Annotated in this window: 16 protein-coding genes and 1 pseudogene; 8 read left to right on the top strand and 9 right to left on the bottom strand. The window is 73.2% G+C overall.

Translation table 11 applies throughout. The annotated features are described in order from the left end of the window. Positions 1–69: 69 nt before the first annotated feature. Positions 70–1,437, top strand: coding sequence for a chitinase (locus D7193_RS17675; RefSeq protein ID WP_120780632.1), 1,368 nt, complete (start codon positions 70–72; stop codon positions 1,435–1,437). Between the two features lie 132 nt (positions 1,438–1,569). Beyond that, a complete protein-coding gene (locus D7193_RS17670) occupies positions 1,570–3,129 on the top strand; it encodes a cellulose binding domain-containing protein (RefSeq protein WP_120780631.1) in 1,560 nt (519 codons plus the stop codon). 11 nt (positions 3,130–3,140) lie between these two features. On the opposite strand, the gene D7193_RS17665 is transcribed toward D7193_RS17670, so the two are convergent. Further along, a complete protein-coding gene (locus tag D7193_RS17665; RefSeq protein WP_120780630.1) occupies positions 3,141–3,812 on the bottom strand; it encodes a DedA family protein in 672 nt (223 codons plus the stop codon). Between the two features lie 78 nt (positions 3,813–3,890). Next, complete coding sequence (locus D7193_RS17660) at positions 3,891–4,499, bottom strand: DUF1349 domain-containing protein (protein ID WP_120780629.1); 609 nt, start codon at positions 4,497–4,499, stop codon at positions 3,891–3,893. Between the two features lie 69 nt (positions 4,500–4,568). Between D7193_RS17660 and D7193_RS17655 the strand changes: the two genes are divergently transcribed. Continuing rightward, positions 4,569–6,221, top strand: a complete 1,653-nt coding sequence (locus D7193_RS17655) for an alpha-amylase family protein (RefSeq protein ID WP_120780628.1) — start codon at positions 4,569–4,571, stop codon at positions 6,219–6,221. Between the two features lie 55 nt (positions 6,222–6,276). On the opposite strand, the gene D7193_RS17650 is transcribed toward D7193_RS17655, so the two are convergent. Then, a complete protein-coding gene (locus D7193_RS17650) occupies positions 6,277–10,017 on the bottom strand; it encodes a S8 family serine peptidase (RefSeq protein WP_206611925.1) in 3,741 nt (1,246 codons plus the stop codon). Between the two features lie 277 nt (positions 10,018–10,294). Here D7193_RS17650 and fabG point away from each other — a divergent pair, with 277 nt between their 5' ends. Further along, entirely contained in the window at positions 10,295–11,053 is a 759-nt protein-coding gene (gene fabG, locus D7193_RS17645) for a 3-oxoacyl-ACP reductase FabG (RefSeq protein ID WP_120780627.1), read from the top strand. On the opposite strand, the pseudogene D7193_RS17640 reads toward fabG, so the two are convergent. After that, positions 11,026–11,542, bottom strand: a pseudogene (locus D7193_RS17640) (hypothetical protein). The gene fabG and the pseudogene D7193_RS17640 overlap by 28 nt on opposite strands. Next, a complete protein-coding gene (locus D7193_RS17635) occupies positions 11,535–11,930 on the bottom strand; it encodes a hypothetical protein (protein ID WP_120780625.1) in 396 nt (131 codons plus the stop codon). Before D7193_RS17635 ends, D7193_RS17640 begins: the two are co-directional and overlap by 8 nt. 173 nt (positions 11,931–12,103) lie before the next feature. Here D7193_RS17635 and D7193_RS17630 point away from each other — a divergent pair, with 173 nt between their 5' ends. Together D7193_RS17630 and erm are read left to right on the top strand one after the other, a co-directional pair. Continuing rightward, positions 12,104–13,003 (top strand): Gfo/Idh/MocA family protein, encoded by a 900-nt coding sequence (locus D7193_RS17630; RefSeq protein WP_120781345.1) that lies wholly within the window; start codon positions 12,104–12,106, stop codon positions 13,001–13,003. A gap of 397 nt (positions 13,004–13,400) precedes the next feature. Next, entirely contained in the window at positions 13,401–14,198 is a 798-nt protein-coding gene (erm, locus tag D7193_RS17625; protein ID WP_120780624.1) for an ErmE/ErmH/ErmO/ErmR family 23S rRNA (adenine(2058)-N(6))-methyltransferase, read from the top strand. Between the two features lie 81 nt (positions 14,199–14,279). Here erm and D7193_RS17620 read toward each other — a convergent pair whose 3' ends face one another. Then, complete coding sequence (locus tag D7193_RS17620; protein WP_120780623.1) at positions 14,280–14,471, bottom strand: DUF2795 domain-containing protein; 192 nt, start codon at positions 14,469–14,471, stop codon at positions 14,280–14,282. Positions 14,472–14,577: 106 nt separating this feature from the next. On the opposite strand from D7193_RS17620, the gene D7193_RS17615 reads away from it, so the two are divergent. After that, positions 14,578–15,834, top strand: a complete 1,257-nt coding sequence (locus D7193_RS17615; protein ID WP_120780622.1) for an erythromycin esterase family protein — start codon at positions 14,578–14,580, stop codon at positions 15,832–15,834. 19 nt (positions 15,835–15,853) lie between these two features. Here D7193_RS17615 and D7193_RS17610 read toward each other — a convergent pair whose 3' ends face one another. From D7193_RS17610 to D7193_RS17600, 3 genes are all read right to left on the bottom strand, one after another. After that, on the bottom strand, positions 15,854–18,118 hold the full coding sequence (locus tag D7193_RS17610; RefSeq protein WP_120780621.1) for an MMPL family transporter: 2,265 nt from the start codon (positions 18,116–18,118) through the stop codon (positions 15,854–15,856). 15 nt (positions 18,119–18,133) lie between these two features. After that, positions 18,134–18,694: a TetR/AcrR family transcriptional regulator gene (locus tag D7193_RS17605; protein ID WP_120780620.1), complete on the bottom strand. Its 561-nt coding sequence runs from the start codon at positions 18,692–18,694 to the stop codon at positions 18,134–18,136. A gap of 264 nt (positions 18,695–18,958) precedes the next feature. Further along, positions 18,959–19,396 carry a winged helix-turn-helix transcriptional regulator gene (locus D7193_RS17600; RefSeq protein WP_120780619.1) on the bottom strand — a complete coding sequence of 146 codons (438 nt, stop codon included), beginning with the start codon at positions 19,394–19,396 and terminating at the stop codon, positions 18,959–18,961. Between the two features lie 78 nt (positions 19,397–19,474). Between D7193_RS17600 and D7193_RS17595 the strand changes: the two genes are divergently transcribed. Further along, positions 19,475–20,911, top strand: a complete 1,437-nt coding sequence (locus D7193_RS17595) for an MFS transporter (protein WP_174242656.1) — start codon at positions 19,475–19,477, stop codon at positions 20,909–20,911. Positions 20,912–20,948 lie beyond the last annotated feature (37 nt).

Genomic DNA, 20,948 nt, shown 5'->3' with positions numbered 1-20,948 from the left:
AGTTAACTGTCCTAATAATAAGCGCCAACGTTGATGTCCATGGATGTATGTCCGGGTGCGGAGGGCCGCATGAAACGTGCCAGATACCTCGTCCTGTCCCTGGTCACCACATTGGCCGCCGCGGTCGGAGCGGTCTGGGTGGCGCTGCCCGCGTTCGCCGCCGGGGCCACCGCGACGTTCGTCAAGACCGCCGACTGGGGCACCGGCTGGGAGGGGAAGTACACCATCACCAACGGTGGCGGCTCGACCATCAACGGTTGGAGCCTCACGCTCGACCTGCCGACCGGCACCACGATCGGAAGCTACTGGGACGCGCTGCTCACCAGCGCCGGCCAGCACCACACCTTCACCAACCGGTCCTGGAACGGCACCATCGCGCCCGGTGCCTCGGTGTCCTTCGGCTTCCTCGGCAACGGCCCTGGCTCGCCGACGAACTGCCAGCTGAACGGCGCGCCCTGCGGAGGGGGCGGCACCCCACCCCCCACCGACCCGCCGCCCACCGATCCGCCACCCACCGACCCGCCGCCGCCCACCGGTGGCCTGCCGAAGCACCTGCTCACCGGCTACTGGCACAACTTCGTCAACCCGGCGGTCGAGCTGCGGCTGCGGGACGTGCCGGCCGAGTACGACCTGGTGGCCGTCGCCTTCGCCGAGGCCACCGGCACCCCCGGCGCGGTCACCTTCGGCGTCGACCCCGGCCTCTCGACCGCGCTGGGCGGCTACACCGACGCCGACTTCACGGCGGACGTACGGACGTTGAAGAGCCGCGGCAAGAAGGTGATCATCTCGGTCGGCGGCGAGGCCGGCCGGGTCGCGGTCAACGACGCGGCCTCCGCGGTCGCGTTCAGCGACTCGGTGTACGCGCTCATCCAGCGCTACGGGTTCGACGGCGTCGACATCGACCTGGAGAACGGGCTGAACCCGACGTACATGGGGCAGGCGCTGCGCGCCCTGCGGGCGAAGGTCGGCGCCGGCCTCGTCATCGCCATGGCGCCGCAGACCATCGACATGCAGTCACCGGCCGGCAGCTACTTCAAGCTGGCGCTCGACATCAAGGACATCCTCACCGTCGTCAACACCCAGTACTACAACTCCGGTGCGATGCTCGGCTGCGACCGCAACGCCGCGTACGCCCAGGGCACCGTGAACTTCATCGTGGCGCTGGCCTGCATCCAACTGGAGGCCGGGCTCCGGCCGGACCAGGTGGGGCTGGGCCTTCCCGCGGGGCCCGGCGCGGCCGGCGGCGGCATCGTGGCGCCCAGCGTGGTCAACGCCGCCCTGGACTGCCTGGCCCGCGGCACCAACTGCGGCAGCTTCCGCCCGCCACGCACCTACCCCGGCATCCGCGGCGCCATGACCTGGTCGGTCAACTGGGACGTCAGCAACGGCAACGGCTTCGCCCGCACCGTCGCCCCCCACCTCGACACCCTGCCCTGACGCATCCGGCCGGCCCGGCCCCCGGGCCCGGCGCACCACCCCGCCCGCCGGGCGCTGGGCGCACACGCCCGCGTACCCGATCGCCGCCCGGCGGGCGGCCCCCACCCCCACCACCGGTCCCGGGAGGCCACCGTGAAACTCCGCTCACCGCGCGCGGCGACGTTCGCCGTCGCGCTGGCCGCCGCCCTGGTCGCGGCCACCGTCGTGGCGCCACCACCGGCGTCGGCCGCCACCGCCGCCTTCGCCCGCACCTCCAGCTGGAGCACCGGGTACGAGGCGAAGTTCACCGTCACCAACGACACGACCACGACGATCACCTCGTGGAACGTCCAGTTCGACCTGCCCGCCGGCAGCACCCTCGGCACCTACTGGGACGCGCTGCTGTCCACCTCCGGCCAGCACGTCACAGCCGTCAACCGCTCCTGGAACGGCACCCTCGCCCCGGGTGCCAGCACGTCGTTCGGGTTCATCGTCACCGGCACCGGCGACCCGACCAACTGCACGGTCAACGGCGGGCCGTGCTCCGGCGGCAGCGGCCCCGGCACGCCCGGCACCCCGGGCGGCCTGCGGGTCACCGCCACCACCGCGTCGTCGGTGTCGCTGGCCTGGAACGCGGTCGGCGGCACGGTCACCGGCTACCGGGTGTACGAGGGGTCGACCGTGCGCGCCACGGTCACCGGCACCTCGGCGACCGTCTCCGGCCTGGCCGCCTGCTCGGCGCACAGCTACACGGTGGCGGCGTACAACTCCGCGGGCGAGTCGGCCCGGTCGGCGCCGGTCTCGGCCACCACGTCCGGCTGCACGGGCGGCGGTGGCGTGATGGCCGCAGCGCCCTACCTCTACCCGGGCTGGGGTGACCCGCCCGCGCCAGCGACGGTGATGGGCGCGACGGGCATCCGGTGGTTCACCATCGCCTTCATCCTCTCCGGCGGCGGCTGCACCCCGGCGTGGGACGGCTCCGGCCCGCTCACCGGCGGCGCCCACGCCGCGACCATCGCCGCCATCCGGGCGGCCGGTGGGGACGTCATCCCGTCCATCGGCGGCTGGAGCGGCAACAAGCTCGGCCCGAACTGCTCCTCCCCGGAGGCGCTCGCGGGGGCGTACCAGCAGGTCATCAACGCGTACGGGCTCCGGGCGATCGACGTCGACATCGAGAACAGCGACGAGTTCGAGAACGAGGTGGTGCAGGACCGCATCCTGGGCGCCCTGAAGATCGTCAAGCAGAACAACCCGGGGCTGAAGACCATCATCACCTTCGGCACCACGACCAGCGGTCCCTCGTACTGGGGCACCCGGCTGGTCAACCGGGCCGCGGCGCTCGGCGCGAACATCGACGTGTTCACGATCATGCCGTTCGACTTCGGCGGCGGGGCGAACATGTACCAGAGCACCGTCAACGCGGCCGAGGGGCTGAAGAACACGCTGAAGAGCGCCTTCGGCTGGTCGGACGCCACCGCGTACGCCCACATGGGGATCTCCGGCATGAACGGCCTGTCCGACCAGCAGGAGCTCACCTCTCCGGCCACCTGGACGCAGATCCGCGACTGGGCCGAGGCCCGCTCGCTGGCCCGGTTCACCTTCTGGTCGGTCAACCGCGACCGGCCGTGCCCGGGCGGCGGCGTGGTCGCCAACTGCTCCGGGATCGCCCAGAACACCTGGGAGTTCACCGCCATCACCGCCCAGTACGGCTGAGCGGGACGCGGTCAGCGGCCGGCGGTCACCGACTGCCGGCCGCGCCGCCGCGACCGGCGGCGCACCTTCTTCACCACCCAGAGCACGATCATCAGGGCGAAGATGCCGATGATGCCGTAGTCGAACCACGTGCTGTACCGCTCGACGTCCTGCCAGCGGGAGCCCAGCGCGTACCCGCCGCCCACGAAGAGGGCGTTCCAGATCCCGCTGCCCAGCGTGGTCAACGCGACGAACTCGGGCAGCGGCATGCGGTTCGCCCCGGCCGGGATGGAGACGAGGCTGCGCACCACCGGCATCATGCGGCCGAGGAACACGGCCCACCGGCCGTACCGCTCGAACCAGCGGTCGGCGCGTTCCAGGTCGTCCAGGTCGACCAGCGGGAGCCGGTCCAGCCACCGTTTGAGCCGGTCCTCGCCGACGGCGGCGCCCAACCAGTAGAGGATCAGCGCGCCCGCCAGCGAGCCGGCCGTGGCCGCGAGCGCCACCACGACCACGTTGAACCGACCCTCGCCGGCCAGGAAGCCGGCCATCGCGAGGACGACCTCGCTCGGGATCGGCGGGACGACGCTCTCCAGGGCGACGAGCAGGGCGACGCCGAGCACGCCGGTCGCGTCGATCACCCCGGCCACCCAGCCGGTCAGCCCGCCGAACTGCGCCGGGTTGACGTCCTGGGCAACTGACATGGCGATCCTTTCCGCCGCGGGGAGGGGATCGCCTTCCTGTACCCCGCGGCCCGGTCGTCACACCTGCCGGACCCGCCGTCAGTCCTCCGGGTGCAGGGACACGTCGGCCGGACCCCGGCGCCAGCCGGTGAACCGGACCCGGAGCCCGCCGCGCGTCGGCGAGCAGCAGAACGGACCGGCGGTCGCCTCGGCCTCGGGCGCCAGCGGGGCGAGCCGGACCAGCCGCCACGGCTCGCCGGCCACCCGGGCGCGGACGGTCAGCGCGTCGCCCGACCGGCTGGCCCGGACCGTCACCTCCCGGCCGGTCCACTCCGGCACCGGTGCGACCGACCAGTCCGAGAACTCCCGGGTGACGACGGCGCCGAGCTGCGGCAGCCCGTCGCTGACCTCCACGCCGGCCTTGGTCCACGTGCGCTCGTCCACCCGGACCAGCACGCCGGCCTGGTCGAACTGTTCCGTCCACTCCAGACGGAAGCTCACCTCGACGGCGGTGCCCGCGGGAAGCGGGGCGAGCAGCGCGGGGGCGTCGTCGTGCACGAACCCGTAACTGGTGTGCCGCCACAGGTCGCTGCCGGCGGCCGGCTCGACCACGAGGTCACCTTCGGGGGTGCGGTCGGCGTGGACCGGCGGGTGCAGCCAGCTGCCGGTGGCCCAGTCGACCGGCTCGGTGTGGGGTGCGTCGCGCATGATCCGCACCGTACCGCCGCGCCGCCGGCCGTGTTTGCCCGGGCGACGGATCGGAAAAGATGACCTGGCATGGGTGACAGGTGGTATTCGGAGGCGGTCATCTACTGCCTCGACGTCGACACCTTCGCGGACTCGGACGGGGACGGTGTCGGTGACATCCGGGGCCTCATCGGCCGGCTCGACTATCTCGCACGCCTGGGCGTGACCTGCCTCTGGCTGCATCCCATCCATCCCTCCCCGAACCGGGACGACGGCTACGACGCCACCGACTTCTACAACGTGAGCCCGCGGCTCGGCACGCTCGGCGACTTCGCCGAGCTGCTGCACCAGGCCGCCAACCGGGGCATCCGCGTGATCATGGACCTCGTCGTCAACCACACCTCGGACGAGCACCCCTGGTTCCAGTCCGCCCGGTCCTCACCGGACTCCCCGTACCGGGACTGGTACGTCTGGTCCGAGACGGAGCCGCCGGACCGCTACCAGGGCATGGTCTTCCCCGGCGAGCAGAACGAGACCTGGAGCTACGACCGCACCGCCAAAGCGTGGTACTACCACCGCTTCTACAAGTTCCAGCCGGACCTCAACATGGCCAACCCGGAGGTTCGCGCCGAGGTCAAGAAGATCATGTCCTTCTGGCTCCAGCTCGGCGTCGCCGGTTTCCGGATGGACGCCGTGCCGTTCATCATCGAGCTGACCGAGGCGGGCAACCCGAGTTCGCCCAAGGACCTGGACTTCCTCACCGAGCTGCGCCAGCACGTGCAGTGGCGCCGGGGCGACGCGATCCTGCTGGCCGAGGCGAACGTCGAGCCGGACCAGCTGCCCGTCTACTTCGGCGACAGCGGCGGCTCGGCCAACCGCCTGCACATGCTTTTCGACTTCATGCTCAACGGCCGGCTGATGCTCGCCCTCGCGCGCCAGGACCCGGAGCCGGTCATCGAGGCGCTGCGGGACACCCCGGCCCTGCCCGTCGGCGGGCAGTGGGCCACGTTCCTGCGCAACCACGACGAGATCGACCTGTCCCGGCTCACCGCCGAGCAGCGCAACCAGGTGTACGAGCAGTTCGGCCCGGACCAGGAGATGCGGCTCTACGACCGGGGCATCCGCCGGCGGCTCGCCTCGATGCTCGGCAACGACCGGCGGCGCATCGAGTTGGCGTACGCGCTCCAGTTCTCGCTGCGCGGCACGCCCGTCCTGCGCTACGGCGAGGAGATCGGGATGGGGGAGGACCTGTCGCTGCCGGGCCGGCAGGCGATCCGCACCCCCATGCAGTGGTCGTACCAGGAGAACGCCGGCTTCTCCACCGCCGCCCCGGAGAAGCTGGTCCGCCCCGTCATCGACAAGGGCGAGTTCGGCTACCAGAACGTCAACGTCACGGCACAGCGTCGGGACCCGAGGTCGCTGCTCGCCTGGTTCGAGCGGATGATCCGTACGCTGCGCGAGGCTCCGGAGATCGGCTCCGGCTCGACCACCCACATCGACGTGCCGATGCCGCCCGGCGTGCTCGCGCACCGCGCCGACGGTCCCACCGGCACCATGGTCTTCCTGCACAACCTCGGCACCGAGGACGCCGAGGTCGACCTCAGCCTGCTCCAGCCGGAGGCCGACCAGCCGATCGACGTGCTGTCCGACCGTGGCTACGGCGACGTGGGCAAGCTGGAACGCCTGCAACTGGGCGCCTACGGCTACCGCTGGATCCGGCTCTGCCGCGGCCGCGTGCGCTGACCCGGGGCCCGGGTGAGGCCCGGCCGGAGCCGGCCGGACCTCACCCGGCAGGGCGTCAGCGCACGCCGAACGCCCGGATCACCGTCTGGCTCACCGAGTCACCCGCGCCGTCCGCGGCCTCGGCACGCAGCGACACGTACGCCGCGCCCTTCGGTGCCCGCAGCGTCGCCGTCCAGGCGCCGCTCGTCGTGCGGCTCAGCGTCTGCCGCTGCCAGTGGGCGCCGTCGTCGTACGAGACCTCCAGCCGGACCTGCCCGACCCCGCCGCGCCCGGTGACACCGGGCAGGTGCGCGGCGGAGAGCGTCAGGTCCGTCGTCCGCCGCGCGGTGCCGGCGGCGTCGGCGTCGACCGTGTAGTCGAGCTGGAGCAGCGGCAGCACGCTCGACTCCACCCCGGCGGAGGGCGCCGTCGACCGGAACCGCCACTCGGATTCGGTACGGGTCGAGTAGGCGCCGGCGGTCGGGTCCTGGGTGGTCCGCACCACCAACCGGTAGGGCAGGTCGCCCGCGCGCGGGGCGGTGCCGCTGATCCAGGTGCTGCTGCTCTGGGCGAGCAGCGTGTCGCCCTGGTAGAGCTGGTTGCTCTGGGTGGCGCCGTTCATCGCCATGCCGACGTGGTCGGCGCCGCCCCACCCGGGCACGTCCAGGTTGAGGCTGTCGCCGGACCGCGTGGGCAGCTTGAAGTTGTTGTTCAGGTGCGGCCGCTCGATCGGCTCGAAGAACCGCTCCGCGCCGCGGCTGCCCGCCCGGTACGCCGTTCGCGCGTCGATCTGGTACGTGCCGGCCTCGACGTACGCCTCCTGGCCCCACTCGTACAGGTCGCCGACGGACACCCAGTCGGTGCGGACGGCAGCGAGCGGCCGGTTGCTGGTCTGGCCGATACCCCAGTCCGAGTACGACGGCCAGTCGAACCGGAACTCGCCGCCCCGCGTCTGCCCGGGCGGGAAGGCGAAGCCGACGTCGATGCGGGCCAGCGTCTTCGTCGTCTCGGTCCGGGTCAGCTGCGAGGGAATCCGGTCGTGGTACGCCTGGACCAGGTCGTACACGTAGTCGGCGACCGGCTGCGAGGCGACCTCGACGCGCGTCGGGCCGCGCTGGATCTGCCGGATCAGCGCCTCGCCCTCGTCCGCGCCGAGCAGCGCCACCTCGATCGGCGTGGGGGTGGCCCAACCGATCGAGTAGTCGCGTACCTCGCGCCACGGGTGGTCGTTCACCACGAGCATCAGCTTCGCCCCGGCCGCCGTGGCGGCGGCGGCCTGGTCGGCATCGCCGACGTCATCGTTGTGCCGGACCACCACGACCCCGCCCCGGGCGTCCAGACCGGCGTAGTCGCCCGCCGCGCCGTCGCCGGCGTACACGGCGGGCAGCGTCCACCGGCCCTTCGGCAGCTGGGTGGTTCCCTGCTGGCGGACCAGATCGTCGAAGTCGACGGTCCCGGTGCCCGCGCTCAGCACCGGCTGTTCCTTGCGCCAGCGGGCACTCACGTGGAAGTCGCCGTGGGTCACGTCCTGGCTGGTCGGCTGGGCCCAGAAGCTGTCGTAGAACACGCCGCCCTCGACGAACGAGCGCCAGCGGCCCTCGCCCTGCGAGCGCTGGTAGTCCAGCCGGGCGTACGTGTCGGCGGTCTTCTGCGGCACCAGGGACTGGATCCGTCGCGCCGCGCTTCCGTCCAGCCGGAGCGTGGTGTCCTCGCGCAGGTCGATGTCCGGGTCGCCGAGCAGGGCCAGGCCCAGTGAGTTCGGTCCGTGGCTGCCGGCGACGTTCACGAAGCTCATCGCCGAGTAGACGCCCTCGGGCAGGTAGAGCTGTGCCGTGCCGTCCGCGTCGGTCTCGACGAAGTCCGGCTCGTAGCTGCCCGGCCGGCCCAGCTCGACGACGCCCGGCGCCGGCTTGCCGGCCCGGTCGGTGACCTCCAGCCGGAGCACGTGGTACGGGGTGAAGGTGCCGACGCCGATCGCGGTGCGGGTCATCACGGCCCGGTCGGGTCCGCTGGCGACGACCTGCCCGGTGTACCGGCTGCCGGCGGTGGCCCGGGAGGTGTCCGTGGTCAGGGTCACCGTGGCGCTGCCGTGCGCCGGGACGGTCACCTGCGGGGCCGAGAGGCCGAACAGCCCGGCCGGCGCGGTCGCGGCGTCCACCGTGAGGTCCAGCGTGATCGCAGTGCCGGTGGTGTTGGTGTACGTCACCGGACGGGTGCTGCCGCCGGCCTTCGCGGTGTCGTACCGCACGCTGGTGTAGACGGTGCCGGTGGCCACGATTGCGGCGTCCACCGCGGCGGCGACGTCGACCCGGCCGGTACCGGCCTCGTACGCGTCGTACTGCGGGGTGGCCTTCGTCGTGCTGACCAGCGCGTCCTTGAGCTGCTGGCCGGTCCAGTCCGGGTGCTTCGCGGCGAGCAGGGCGGCCGCCCCGGTCACGTGCGGCGCGGCCATCGAGGTGCCGTCCATGCTCTGGTAGTCGCCCTCACCCGGCGCGTACCGGGAACGGGCGGCCAGCACCCCGACACCGGGCGCCGTCAGCTCCGGCTTGATGGCTTCGTCGCTGAGCCGCGGCCCCCTGCTGGAGAACGGGGCGAGCCGGTCGTCGGCGTCGACCGCGCCGACGGTCAGCGCCGCGTCGGCCGCACCCGGAGCGGAAACGCTGGCCGGCGCGCCGTTGTTGCCGGCCGCGACGACGAACAGGGCTCCGGTCTCGGCGCTGAGGCTGTTGACCGACTGGCTGATCGGGTCGGTGCCGTCGCTGGGCTGGTTCGAACCGAGGCTCATGTTGATGACGCGCGCGCCGGCGTCCCGGGCGGCCCACTCCATGCCGGCGAGGATCCACGAGTCCTGCCCGAAACCGGCGTCGCTGAGCACCTTGCCGACGGCGAGCCGGGCGTCCGGCGCGACGCCCTTCTCCCGTCCGCCGGAGGCCGCGCCGGTGCCGGCGATGGTGGAGGCGACGTGGGTGCCGTGCCCGGCCCGGTCGGCCAGTTCCTCGCCGGGCACGAACACGGCCGACTCGGCGATCCGGTCGGCCAGGTCCGGGTGGGTGGCGTCGACACCGGTGTCCAGCACGGCGACGCGGACGCCCGCGCCGGTGTCGCCGCCGGCCCACACCTGCGGGGCGCCGATCTGCGCCGTGGTGTCGGCGAGGTCCGCGTACACCCGTCCGTCCAGCCAGATCCTGGCGATCCCCGCGGAGAAGCGTCCTGTGGCGGTCGCCTTGAACGCGGTGGCGCCGCCCTCGGCGGGGGCGCCGGTGACGGCGGCCCAGAACTCGTCCGCCTTCTTCCGGTCCTCGCTCAGGGCGGCGCCGGAGATGCTGCTGAGCGCCCGGGTGCGGGTGGCCCCGGCCGGCGCGGCGGCGGCGCGCAGCCCGGCGGCCGCGTCGGTGTACGACACGATGAGCGGCAGGTGGTCGGTGTGCGTGTCGTCGTACCCGTCGGCGATCAGCCGCGTGATGTTGAACAGCCGCTTGTCGAGGGTGCCGGCGGCCACGTAGGAGAGCACGGACTGCGGGTAGACGTAGAGGTCGGTCCCCGCCTCGACCACCCGGACGAGGGCAGGGGTGCCGTCCGGGCGCCGGACGTCGATGGTCCCGCCGTTCGCCCCGCGGCGGGTGGTGACGATGTCACCGGTGACCAGCGTGACCGATTGGGTGCCGGGTGGGGTGGGCAGGTCGTTCGCGGATGTGGTGGTCGCGCCGGGATCGGCCGGCGCGCCGGGGGCGGCCAGGGCTGGTGAGCCTCCGGTCGCCGCGAGGGCCGTGGAGACCACGGCGGCCAGCCAGGCTCCACGGGTACGCAGGAACTTCACGTGACGTCGGTCCTTGTCTCGTCGAGTGCTCCGGTCGCTGCCGGTGCTGGCAGCGACGTCTCCGACCGTCCGTCCAAACACGATGGCTGGGGAACGGTGGACGGGGCCCGTCGGACGACGAGACGAGACGCTACGCCGAGATGATCAATTCGTATATAGACACGTGCGCGGCGCGGGGGCGGCGGACCGCGGCCAGAGGAGCGCCGTCGGCCCTGACGCCCGGCGCAGGCTGGGGGTTAAGCTCCTCCGATCGAGCCCACGTTACCGGGAGGTAATCATGTCGGAGGAGCCCCGCGTCGCCATCGTCACCGGAGCCGCGCGCGGTATCGGCGCGGCCACCGCCCGCCGGCTCGCCGCCGACGGCCTGGCGGTCGCCGTGGTCGACATCGAGGAGTCCGCCACGAAGGACACCGTCGACGCGATCGCGGCCGCCGGGGGCCGGGCGCTCGGAGTGGGCGCCGACGTGGCCGACCGGGGCCAGGTGGAGGCGGCCGTGGAGCGGGTCGCGGCCGAGCTGGGCGCGCCGACCGTCCTGGTCAACAACGCCGGGGTGCTGCGGGACAACCTGCTGTTCAAGATGAGCGACGCCGACTGGGACACGGTGATGGGCGTGCACCTGCGCGGCGCGTTCCTGTTCAGCCAGGCCGCGCAGAAGCACATGGTCGAGCGGAAGTGGGGCCGCATCGTCAACCTCTCCAGCACCTCGGCGCTCGGCAACCGCGGCCAGGCCAACTACTCGGCCGCCAAGGCGGGGTTGCAGGGCTTCACCAAGACCCTCGCCATCGAGCTGGGCCCGTTCGGGGTCACCGTCAACGCGGTCGCGCCCGGGTTCATCGTCACCGACATGACCGCGGCGACCGCCGCCCGGATGAAGGTGGACTTCGCCGAGCTGCAGAAGCACGCGATTGCCGAGATCCCGGTACGCCGGGTGGGCCGCCCCGAGGACGTGGCCCACACGATCTCGTTCCTGGCCAGCGAGGGCGCGTCGTTCGTGTCCGGCCAGGTGATCTACGTGGCGGGCGGCCCGAAGGACTGAGCCGGTCCCCGACGCGCGGCGGCCACCCTTCCGGTGAAGGGCGGCCGTCGCCGTCCGGAGGGCGTGGTGCGGTCAGCGGGACGTGTCGCGGGTCCGCCACAGCCAGAAGAGGCCGAGCAGCGGGAGGACCAGCGGGACGTAGCCGTACCCGCTGCCGAACTGCGACCAGACCGTCTCGTCGGGGAAGAGTTCCCGGTCGGCCAGGCTGAGCGCGCCGACCGCGATCACGCCGACCAGCTCGATCGAGCAGCAGGCCAGGGCCAGCCGCCGCCCGGCGTGCCCGGCCCGGGCCAGACCGACCGCCGCCACGATGTAGATGAGCGCGGCCACCGCCGAGAGCGCGTACGCCACCGGCGCCTCGTCGAACTTCGTAGCGATCTGGAGACCGGCCCGCGAGCTGGCGGCGATCGCGAAGAGGATGTAGACGGCGATCAACAGCCGTCCCGGCCCCCGGTTGGTCGTGCGCCGCGGCGCCGCCGTCTCAACCACCCAGCACCTCCCAGGTCTGCTGGAGCCGCACCACCACGACCGGGGTGACGAGGCACACCACGCAGACGATCGCCGAGCCCCACCGGGTCGGTTCCATCCGGGCCAGCACCGCGGCCAGCGGCGGCAGGCAGACCAGCGTCACGAGATACCCGAAGAAGGCGCCCGGTTCGCCCGGCCGCTCGCCGCCGCCGATGGCCACCAGCGCCACCACGGCCAACGCGAGCAGCGCCAGCTCCAGCACGACCAGACCGATCAGCTGCCAGCGGTCCGGGGGCCGGCTGCGCACCGCCGCCACGAGGCTCCACAACGCGAGTACGAGCGACAGCACGATCGACGCGGTGGCGAGGACGCCGTCCACCGGCGATCCCGCCGCGGCGGCGCCGGTCATCGGGGCCACCCGGTCCTTGGCTCGGTCACCGGCACAGCCTACTAACCGTTGTAGTAACCGCCCCTTCACCCCGCCCCCGGACGCCCCTCGCCTGCATCGACAGGGGCCGGAGGACTAGCGTGGATCACGTGCCGCGGCGTCCCCGCGGCGGACGACGACGGGAGTTCCTCGTGCTGCGGTTCGGCTTGTTCGGCACCGGTCACTGGGCGACGGAGACGCACGGTGCGGCGCTCGACGCGCACCCGCGCGCCGAGTTGGCCGGCGTGTGGGGGCGGAACCCGGAGCGCGCCGCCGCCCTCGCCGACCGGTACGGCGTACCGGCCTTCGACGACGTCGACGCCCTCATCGAGGCGTGCGACGCGGTCGCGGTCGCGCTGCCGCCCGACATCCAGGCGGACATCGCGGTCCGGGCGGCCACCGCCGGCCGGCACCTGCTCCTGGACAAGCCGCTGTCGCTCACCCTCGCCGACGCCGACCGGGTGGTCGACGCCGCCCAGAGCGCCGGGGTCGCCTCGGTGGTCTTCTTCACCCAGCGGTACCAGCCGAACGTGACGGCCTTCCTCGCGGCCACCGCCGCGGCCGGCGGCTGGCAGCACGCCCGGGCGACCATGTTCGCGTCGATCTTCCAGCCCGGCAGCCCGTACGGCGGGTCGCAGTGGCGCAAGGAGCACGGCGCGCTCTGGGACATCGGTCCGCACGCCCTCTCGATCATCCTGCCGGTGATGGGCCGGGTGGAGACGGTGACCGCGGTGGACGGCCCGAGCGGCATCGTGCACCTGCTGCTCACCCACGACGGGGGCGCCACGAGCAGCGCCTCGCTGACCTTGGACGCGCCGACCGAGGCGATGACCCGCGAGTTCGTCTTCTACGGCGAGAACGGCATCGAGTCCGTGCCGGCCGCGCAGAACGGCCCGGCGACGGCCTTCACGGTGGCGATCGACCAGCTGCTCGAAGAGGTCGAGGCGGGCACCCGCGACCACCGCTGCGACGTCCGCTTCGGCCGCGAGGTGGTGGCCGTCCTGTCGGCCGCCGAGACCGCCCGCGCCGAGTCCCGCACCGTCCCCGTGCCCTGACCCGGGGTACCCCCGACCTCGACCCCGTTGATCATGAAGTTATTGCCCTGTGCCCCGGCGTGTCGCGGCAATAACTTCATGATCAACCGTGTCTGACCGGGTGGGTGGTGGGGGAAAACGGGTGGTGGGGCACTCGCCGGGCCGTTAGCCTGCCGGCATGTTCACGCACGCCCTGATCCAGGTGGTCGGCACGCCGGCCGCCCGGGGCCCCCTGTTGGCGTCCCGCCCGCGAGTCCGGCGTCCGGCCCTGGCCGGCCGGGACGCGACCCGCGACTGACCGCAGGCGCACACCCGCGCCATCTCCAGGGCCGTCCGAGTCCCGATCCACTCGGACAGGCCCCGCTTCGGGCTGCCTGTCCGCCCCGTCGCCGCGAGGCGACAGACAGGACGACGACACGTGGCGCCCCGCCGTACCCGAGCAACCGAACGCGACCGGTCCCGTCGCGTACTCTCCCAGAACTTCCTCACCGACCCGGCCGCGACAGCCCTCGTGGTCCGGTCGGCCCGCCCCGACCAGCACGGCCTCCTGCTGGAGGTCGGCGCCGGGCGCGGCCAGCTGACCCGGCCGCTCGCCGCCCGCTGCGGGCGGCTGCTGGCGTACGAGGTCGACCCGGCGGCCGCCGCCGAGCTGGCCGCGGTCTGCGCCGGGCTGCCCAACGTCCGGCTCCGGCAGGCCGACTTCCTCACCGCCGTACCGCCCGCGGAACCGTTCGCGGTGGTCGGCAACATCCCCTGGTCGTTGACCTCCGCGGTGGTCCGCTGGTGCCTGGCCGCCCCGCGGCTGCGCTCAGCCACGCTGCTCACCCAGCTGGAGTACGCCCGCCGGCGCAGCGGTGACTACGGACGCTGGTCACGACTGACCGTCCTGACCTGGCCGGAGTTCTCCTGGCGGCTCGCCGGACGGGTGCCCCGGACGGCGTTCCGCCCGGTGCCCCGGGTGGACGCGGGCGTCCTGCGGATCGACCGGCGGCCGGAACCGTTGCTGTCCCCGGCCGCGCTGCCCGCGTACCACCGGATGGTGGAGCTGGGCTTCGGCGGTGTCGGCGGCTCGCTCGCGGCCTCGCTGCGACGGCACCACCCGCCGGCCCGGCTGGCCGCGGCGCTGCGCGCGACGCGGCTCGATCCGGCCACCCCGGTGGGGCACGTCTGGCCGGAGCAGTGGCTGGTCCTGTTCCGGCTGCTGCACGCGCGCTGAACAGGTCCCCGGGCCGGCCGGATCATGGTCCGCCGGCCCGGATCCGGCCGGATCCCGGCGGCCGGGGCACGCCGACCGGTGTCAGGCCAACGTGCCGAGCGCCTCGTGCAGCTCGGCGGGCGAGTCGAACTGTTCCGCGGGCAACGCCCGCAACATCTGCAACATCTCCGTGCTGGCCCCGTTCTCCTGCCCCCAGCGGACCAGGTCCTCTCGGGAGACCGGGTAGTCGAGCCCGGCCAGGAACTCCTGCCACTGCACCCCGGTGACGGTCATGCCCGGCGGCTACCCGCTCAGCACGCGGGCACACGGCCCGCCCGTCGGCGTGTCGCGCCCCGCCACGCCGACGGTTTGCCCGCCGACCCGCCGGGTAGCCGCTGGCATGCTGGTTCAGCGGCTCGGCGCGCCGAGCGACTTCGACCCCCTGCTGGAGCGCGTCCGGGACGCCCGGGTGGTGATGATCGGCGAGTCCACCCACGGCACCTACGACTACTACCGGCTCCGCGAGCAGCTCACCCGGCGGCTCATCGCCGAGTGCGGCTTCTCGTTCGTCGCCGTCGAGGGCGACTGGCCGGACTGCGACCGGGTGCACCGCTCGGTCACCGCGGCGCCGGGCGGTGCGGTGGAGCCACTGGCCGCACTGGAACGCTTCGAACGATGGCCGACCTGGATGTGGTCGAACGCCGAGGTGGCGCGCTTCAGCCGCTGGCTGCGGGCCTGGAACGCGGAGCGCCGGGCGGGGGAGCGGGCCGGCTTCCACGGGCTGGACGTCTACAGCCTCTGGGAGTCGATGCAGGCGATCTTCGACTACCTGGGCGAGGAGGACCCGACGTCGCTGGAGGCCGCCCAGGACGCGTACCGGTGCTTCGAGCCGTACGGGAAGCGTGAGGAGGAGTACGGGATCGCGAGCCGGTTCGTCTCCGCCCGCTGCGAGGAGGAGGTCGTCCGGCTCCTGGCCCGTACACGGGAACACGCCCTCGCCGACGGCGCGGACAGCTTCTCGGCCTGGCAGAACGCCGAGGTGGTGGCCGGGGCGGAGCGGTACTACCGGGCGATGGTCGGTGGCGGCCCCGAGTCGTGGAACATCCGCGACATCCACATGCAGGACACGTTGGACCGGCTGCTCGACCGCTACGGCCCGGACGCCCGGGGCGTGGTGTGGGCGCACAACACGCACGTCGGCGACGCGCGGGCCACCGACATGACGGCGGACGGGATGGTCAACATCGGCCAGCTGGCCCGGGAACGGCACGGCGACGAGGCGGTCGCGCTCGTCGGCTTCGGCTGCTACCAGGGCACCGTGATCGCCGCGCCGCGCTGGGGTTCGCCCGCCGAGGCCATGGTGGTGCCCCCGGCCCGGCCCGGCTCGATCGAGCGGCGGCTGCACGAGCTGATGCCGGACCGGGCGGTGCTGGTCTTCGGCGGGGACGACCAGCCCGGATGGGTCACCGACACCGCCGACCACCGGGCGATCGGGGTGGTGTACGACCCGAGCTTCGAGTCCTGGGGCAACTACGTGCCGACCCGGCTCGCGGAGCGGTACGACGCGTTCATCTGGTGCGACGAGACGACCGCCCTGCATCCCCTGCCCGCGGTCAGCACCCCGGGCGAGATGGAGACCTATCCCGCCGGGGTGTGACCGCCGGGCGTACCGGGGTTCAGCCGCGCTGGCCGACCGTGACGGGGTCGCGGTCGGCGAGGTGCGCCCGCAGGCCCTCGCCCTCGATGTCGACGTTCGGCAGGATCCGGGCCAGCCACCTTGGCAGCCACCAGGCCCGGTCGCCGAGCAGGGACATCACGGCCGGCACGATCGTCATCCGCACCACGAAGGCGTCGATGGCCACGCCCACGGCAAGGGCGAAACCGATGGACTTGATCACCGGGTCGTCGAGGAAGAACACGAAGCCGCCGAAGACCGCGATCATGATCAGCGCGGCCGCGGTGACCACCCTCGCGCCGTGCCCCATGCCGTTGATCGTCGCCTGCCGCGCCGTGTCACCGTGCACGAAGTCCTCGCGCATCCGGGAGACCAGGAAGACCTCGTAGTCCATGGCCAGCCCGAACAGGATGCCGATGAGCAGGATCGGCAGGAAGCTGATCAGCGGGCCGGGAGTCTCCAGGCCGACGAGGTCGGCGAGGTGGCCCTGCTGGAACACCGCGACCGTGATGCCGAACGTGGCCGCGACGGTGAGCAGGAAGCCCAGCGCCGCCTTGACGGGCACCAGCAGCGAGCGGAACACCAGCATGAGCAGCAGCACCGAGAGCCCCACCACCAGCAGGAGGTAGACGGGGAGCGCGTCGGCGAGCTTCTCCGAGACGTCGATGCCGATCGCGGTCGCACCGGTCAGCAGGACGTCGGCGTCGCGGATCCCGCCGACGGAGTCGCGGATGTCGTGCACCAGCGTCTCGGTGGCGGCGTCCGTGGGCCCGGTCTTCGGCAACACACCGAGCAGAGCGGTACGCCCGTCCGGGCTGAGCTGCGGCGGGGCCACCGCGAGCACGTTGTCGGTGCGCTGGATGAGGGCGGTCACCTGGGGTACGGCGGCGGCCGTGGCCTGCGGTGAGTCACCCGCCACGACGACGGCCAGTCGGCCGGTGAACCCGGGCCCGAAGCCCTCGGTGATCAGGTCGTTCGACGTCCGGGCCGGCGAGCCGACCGGCGCCGTGCCGGCGTCCGGCAGGGCGAGCCGCATGTCCGGCGTGGGGAGCGCGAGCAGGCCCAGGCCGAGCAGCCCGACGACGATGACCGGGATACGGAACCGCGTGACCAGCCGGGCCCAGCGGAAGCCGAACCCCGAGCGGTCCTCGGCCGGGGTGGCCTGAGCGTCCGCGCCGGCCCGCGTACCGCTGTCGCCGGCCGCAGCCGCGCCGCTGCCTGCGAGAGCCGCGCCGTCGCCGGCCGGGACGGCCGAGCGCAGCCGGCGCGGGAGCACCCGGCGGCCCGCGAAGCCCAGCAACGCCGGCTGGAGGGTGATGGCGACCAGCACGGCCACGGTGACCGTGCCCGCAGCGGCCAGACCCATCACCGTCAGGAACGGGATGTCGACCACGGCCAGCCCGGCGAGCGCGATGACCACGGTGGCGCCGGCGAAGAGCACCGCCGAACCGGCCGTACCCACGGCCCGGCCCACCGCCTCGTCCGGTGGCAGCCCGTCGAGCAGGTTCTGCCGGTGCCGGGAGGTGATGAACAGCGAGTAGTCGATGCCGACCGCGAGGCCCAGCATGAGGGCGAGGATCGGGGCGGTGCTGGTGAGTTCCACGACGCTGCTCAGCGCGAACAGGCCGGCCATGCCGACGGCCACACCGATCAGGGCGTTGAGCATGGTCATACCGGCCGCCACCAGCGAGCCGAACGTGATGACCAGCACGACGGCCGCCACCACGACACCGATCGCCTCGGTGGAGCCGACCTCCGGCTCGGCGTTGAGCACCTCGCCGCCCGCGGCCACCTGCCAGCCCTGCGCCTCGGCCGACTCGCCGACCCGCTCGTACGCGGCACGCTCCGTGTCGTCCACCTCGTCGGAGCCGGTGGCGAACTGCACCTGGATGAGCGCGTACCGGCCGTCCGGCGAGACCGCGCCCGCCGTGAACGGGTCGACGGCGCCGATCACGCCGGGCACCTGGCCGGCCTCCTGGACGATCTCCTTGACCACGGCCTGGCCCTGCGGGGTGCCCAGCTGACCCTCCGCGGGCGCCTTGACGGCGATCGTCCCCGTCGCGCCGCTCGCCGCCGGGAACTGCTGGGCGAGCAGGTCGAGCGCCCGCTGGGATTCGGTGCCGGGCATGGTGAAGTTGCTCGCCGTCGGCCCGCGCAGGAACGCGGCGGCCAGACCGAGAGCGACGAGTACGACGAGCCAGATCGCGACGACGAGTCGCCGCCGGCGCAACGAGCCCCGGCCGAGCCGGTAGAGCAGGGTCGCCATCAGGGTTCCTTGTCCTCAGTCGTGGATGGGGTCAGGGACGGGTTCGAGGGCCCGCCGGGCGAGGGCGAGCAGGGCGGGGCGCAGTTCGTCGTCGGGCATGTCGACGAACTCGGCGCACCCCTCGGAGATGCCGGCGAGCAGCACCAGCGCCGCGATCCGCGCGGCGGGTCGGTCGCTGGTGCCGGCCATGGCGTCCAGCAGCCGTTCGGACATCCGCTGGATGTGCGCGAACGCGGGCTGTTGCAGCAGCTCGGGGAACTCCCCGCGGAGCAGGGCGATCTCCCGACGGAAGCGGACCGCGAGGTCCACGAAGCCCTCGGCCGCGACCCGTTGGGCCGCGCCGCCGGTCAGCCCGGTGAGCCGGTCGTCGAGCGCCTGGAGCATCGCGATGGCCGGGGCCATCAGCTCGGTGAGCAGAGCTTCCTTGTTCGCGAAGTGGTAGAGCACGGTGGCCTTCGAGCAGCCCACCGCGGTGGCGATGTCCTGCAACGACGTACCCCGGTAGCCGGTCGCCGCGAACCGCCGCGCCGCCGCGGCCAGGATCTCGCCGCGGGTCTCCGGTTCCGCCCGTCGCATGCCGCTCACCTCCGCTGACCAGCATGCCTGACCGATCGGTCAGACCCTGACCGATCGGTCAGAAGAAAAGCGTGGCCTTCCCCACAGCGCTCAAAGGTTTACCCGCGCGCAGGCCTCCGCGCCCTGGGCCCGCGCCCTGGGACCCCGTCGATCATGCAGTTCTGGTGGGCTCTATGCGCCCATTCACGACTTTTGTCACCCACCACAACTGCATGATCGCCGGGGCGGAGGCGAGGGCGGGGGCGGGGGAGCGCGGGGCGGGGACTACGGGGTGGTGTGCTCGCGGTCGTACGTCTGGCGGGCGGCTGCGATGGCGCCGCGGTGCCGTTCCGCCCAGCTCGTGAGCGCGACCAGGGACTCGTAGAGCTCCAGTGCGATCGGGGTTGCCGTGTACTCGACCTTCGGCGGCACGGTCGGGTGGACGCGGCGCTCCAGCAGGCCGTCGCGTTCCAGATTGCGCAGGGTCAGGGTGAGCATCCGGCGGCTGATCCCCTCGATCTGCCGTTCCAGCTCGGTGAAGCGCACCGGGCCCTGGGAGGCGGCCACGAGGATGCCGATGCTCCACTTGCCGCCCACCCGGTCGAGCACCTCACGGACGGTGCAGGCCCTCGCCTGGCCGGGTGTGAACGGCGTCACGGCGTCGGGAGCGCAGCCCGTCAGCGCGTTGAGCTGCGCGGACACATCGGTGTTCCTCTGGGACATGACAGTGCCTCCTTCCGCCCCGCCTCATGGTCACAGACGATGGCCTCGGTAACAAACCGTGCACCATGGAGGCATCCGATGAACGCCCGTACCGACCGGTCCCGCTGGGTCGCCCTGCTCGTGCTCTGCGCCGGCAGTCTCATGATCATTCTCGACGGCAACATCGTGGCGGTGGCGCTGCCCACCATCCAGCGCGACCTCGGGTTCAGCGCGACGGGCCTGGCCTGGGTCGTCAACGCGTACCTCGTGGCGTTCGGCGGGCTGCTGCTGCTCGCCGGGCGCCTCGGCGACCTGCTCGGCCGGCGGCCGGTCTTCCTCGCCGGCGTCGCCCTCTTCACGGTGGCCTCGCTGCTGTGCGCGACGGCGACCGGGCCAGCGCTCCTGATCGGCGCGCGTTTCCTCCAGGGCGTCGGCGGCGCCCTCACCATGGCGGTCAGCCTCGGCATGATTGTCCGGCTCTACCCGGAGCCGGCCGAGCGGGCCCGGGCCATCGCGATCTTCAGCTTCACCGGGGCCGCGGGCGCCTCGCTCGGCACGGTGGCCGGGGGCGTGCTCACCGACCTGGCCGGGTGGCGGTCCATCTTCCTCATCAACCTGCCGATCGGCCTGGTCATCGTGCTCGCCGCCGTACGCCGGATCGACGCCGACCGCGGCGTCGGCCTGCGGGCCGGACTGGACGTGCCCGGCGCGGCCCTGGCCACCGCCGGCCTGATGGCGGCGGTGCTGGCGATCGTCGGCACCGGCGAGCACGGCTGGACCTCGGCCCGCACCATCGGATCCGCCGCCGTGGCGGTCGCCCTGCTCGGGGCGTTCGCGCTGCGCCAACGGGCCGCGGCCACGCCGCTGCTGCCGCCCCGGATCCTGCGTACGCCCGGACTGGTCGCCGCGAACGCCGTCCAGTTCCTCGCGGTGGCGGCGTTCTTCGGGTTCCAGTTCCTGCTCGCGCTGGATCTCCAGGTGGTGCTCGGGTTCGACGCGGCCGCCACCGGGTGGGCCTTCCTGCCCACCCCCGTCGTGATCGCGGCCGTCTCGCTCGGCGCGGCCGGCCGGCTCATCGCCCGGTACGGCGTCCGGACCGTGCTGGTCACCGGGCTCGGGTTGGCGCTGGTCGGGTTCCTGCTGCTCGCCCGGCTGCCGGCCGACGGTGCCTACGCGGCCGACGTACTCCCCGCGTTGCTGGTCTTCGGGCTGGCCGGCGGCCTGATCCTCCCCGCCGTGACCACGGCGGCGATGGCCGGAGCGGGAGAGGCGGACGCGGGGCTCGCCTCCGGGCTCGCCAACACCACGCAGCAGATCGGCGGCGCGTTCGGTCTGGCGGCGCTCGCCACGCTGGCCGCCGGCCGCACCGCCGGCCTGCGGGCCGAGGGCTGGGACGAGGTGGCCGCGCTGGCCGCCGGCTACCGCGGCGCGTTCACCGTGGCCGCCGGGCTGGTCACGGCCGCCGGGCTGGTCGCCGCGCTGACCCTGCGCCCGCGACCGGTCCCCGCCCCGGTCCCGGCGCCCGTCGGGCGGTAGCCGGCGCGGAGGGCGCGCGGCCCGATCCCGGCGCCCG

Source organism: Micromonospora costi (assembly GCF_003626655.1).
Taxonomy (GTDB): Bacteria; Actinomycetota; Actinomycetes; order Mycobacteriales; family Micromonosporaceae; genus Micromonospora; species Micromonospora costi.
Note: the sequence above shows the minus strand (reverse complement) of the source record. Positions and strands in the feature narration are given on the sequence as shown.

Coding starts and splice junctions, on each gene's coding strand:
- D7193_RS17675 (WP_120780632.1), top strand. CDS start 70: ATGAAACGTGCCAGATACCTCGTCCTGTCCCTGGTCACCACATTGGCC.
- D7193_RS17665 (WP_120780630.1), bottom strand. CDS start 3,812: ATGTCAGTTGCCCAGGACGTCAACCCGGCGCAGTTCGGCGGGCTGACC.
- D7193_RS17660 (WP_120780629.1), bottom strand. CDS start 4,499: ATGCGCGACGCACCCCACACCGAGCCGGTCGACTGGGCCACCGGCAGC.
- D7193_RS17655 (WP_120780628.1), top strand. CDS start 4,569: ATGGGTGACAGGTGGTATTCGGAGGCGGTCATCTACTGCCTCGACGTC.
- fabG (WP_120780627.1), top strand. CDS start 10,295: ATGTCGGAGGAGCCCCGCGTCGCCATCGTCACCGGAGCCGCGCGCGGT.
- D7193_RS17635 (WP_120780625.1), bottom strand. CDS start 11,930: ATGACCGGCGCCGCCGCGGCGGGATCGCCGGTGGACGGCGTCCTCGCC.
- D7193_RS17620 (WP_120780623.1), bottom strand. CDS start 14,471: ATGACCGTCACCGGGGTGCAGTGGCAGGAGTTCCTGGCCGGGCTCGAC.
- D7193_RS17615 (WP_120780622.1), top strand. CDS start 14,578: ATGCTGGTTCAGCGGCTCGGCGCGCCGAGCGACTTCGACCCCCTGCTG.
- D7193_RS17610 (WP_120780621.1), bottom strand. CDS start 18,118: ATGGCGACCCTGCTCTACCGGCTCGGCCGGGGCTCGTTGCGCCGGCGG.
- D7193_RS17605 (WP_120780620.1), bottom strand. CDS start 18,694: ATGCGACGGGCGGAACCGGAGACCCGCGGCGAGATCCTGGCCGCGGCG.
- D7193_RS17600 (WP_120780619.1), bottom strand. CDS start 19,396: ATGTCCCAGAGGAACACCGATGTGTCCGCGCAGCTCAACGCGCTGACG.
- D7193_RS17595 (WP_174242656.1), top strand. CDS start 19,475: ATGAACGCCCGTACCGACCGGTCCCGCTGGGTCGCCCTGCTCGTGCTC.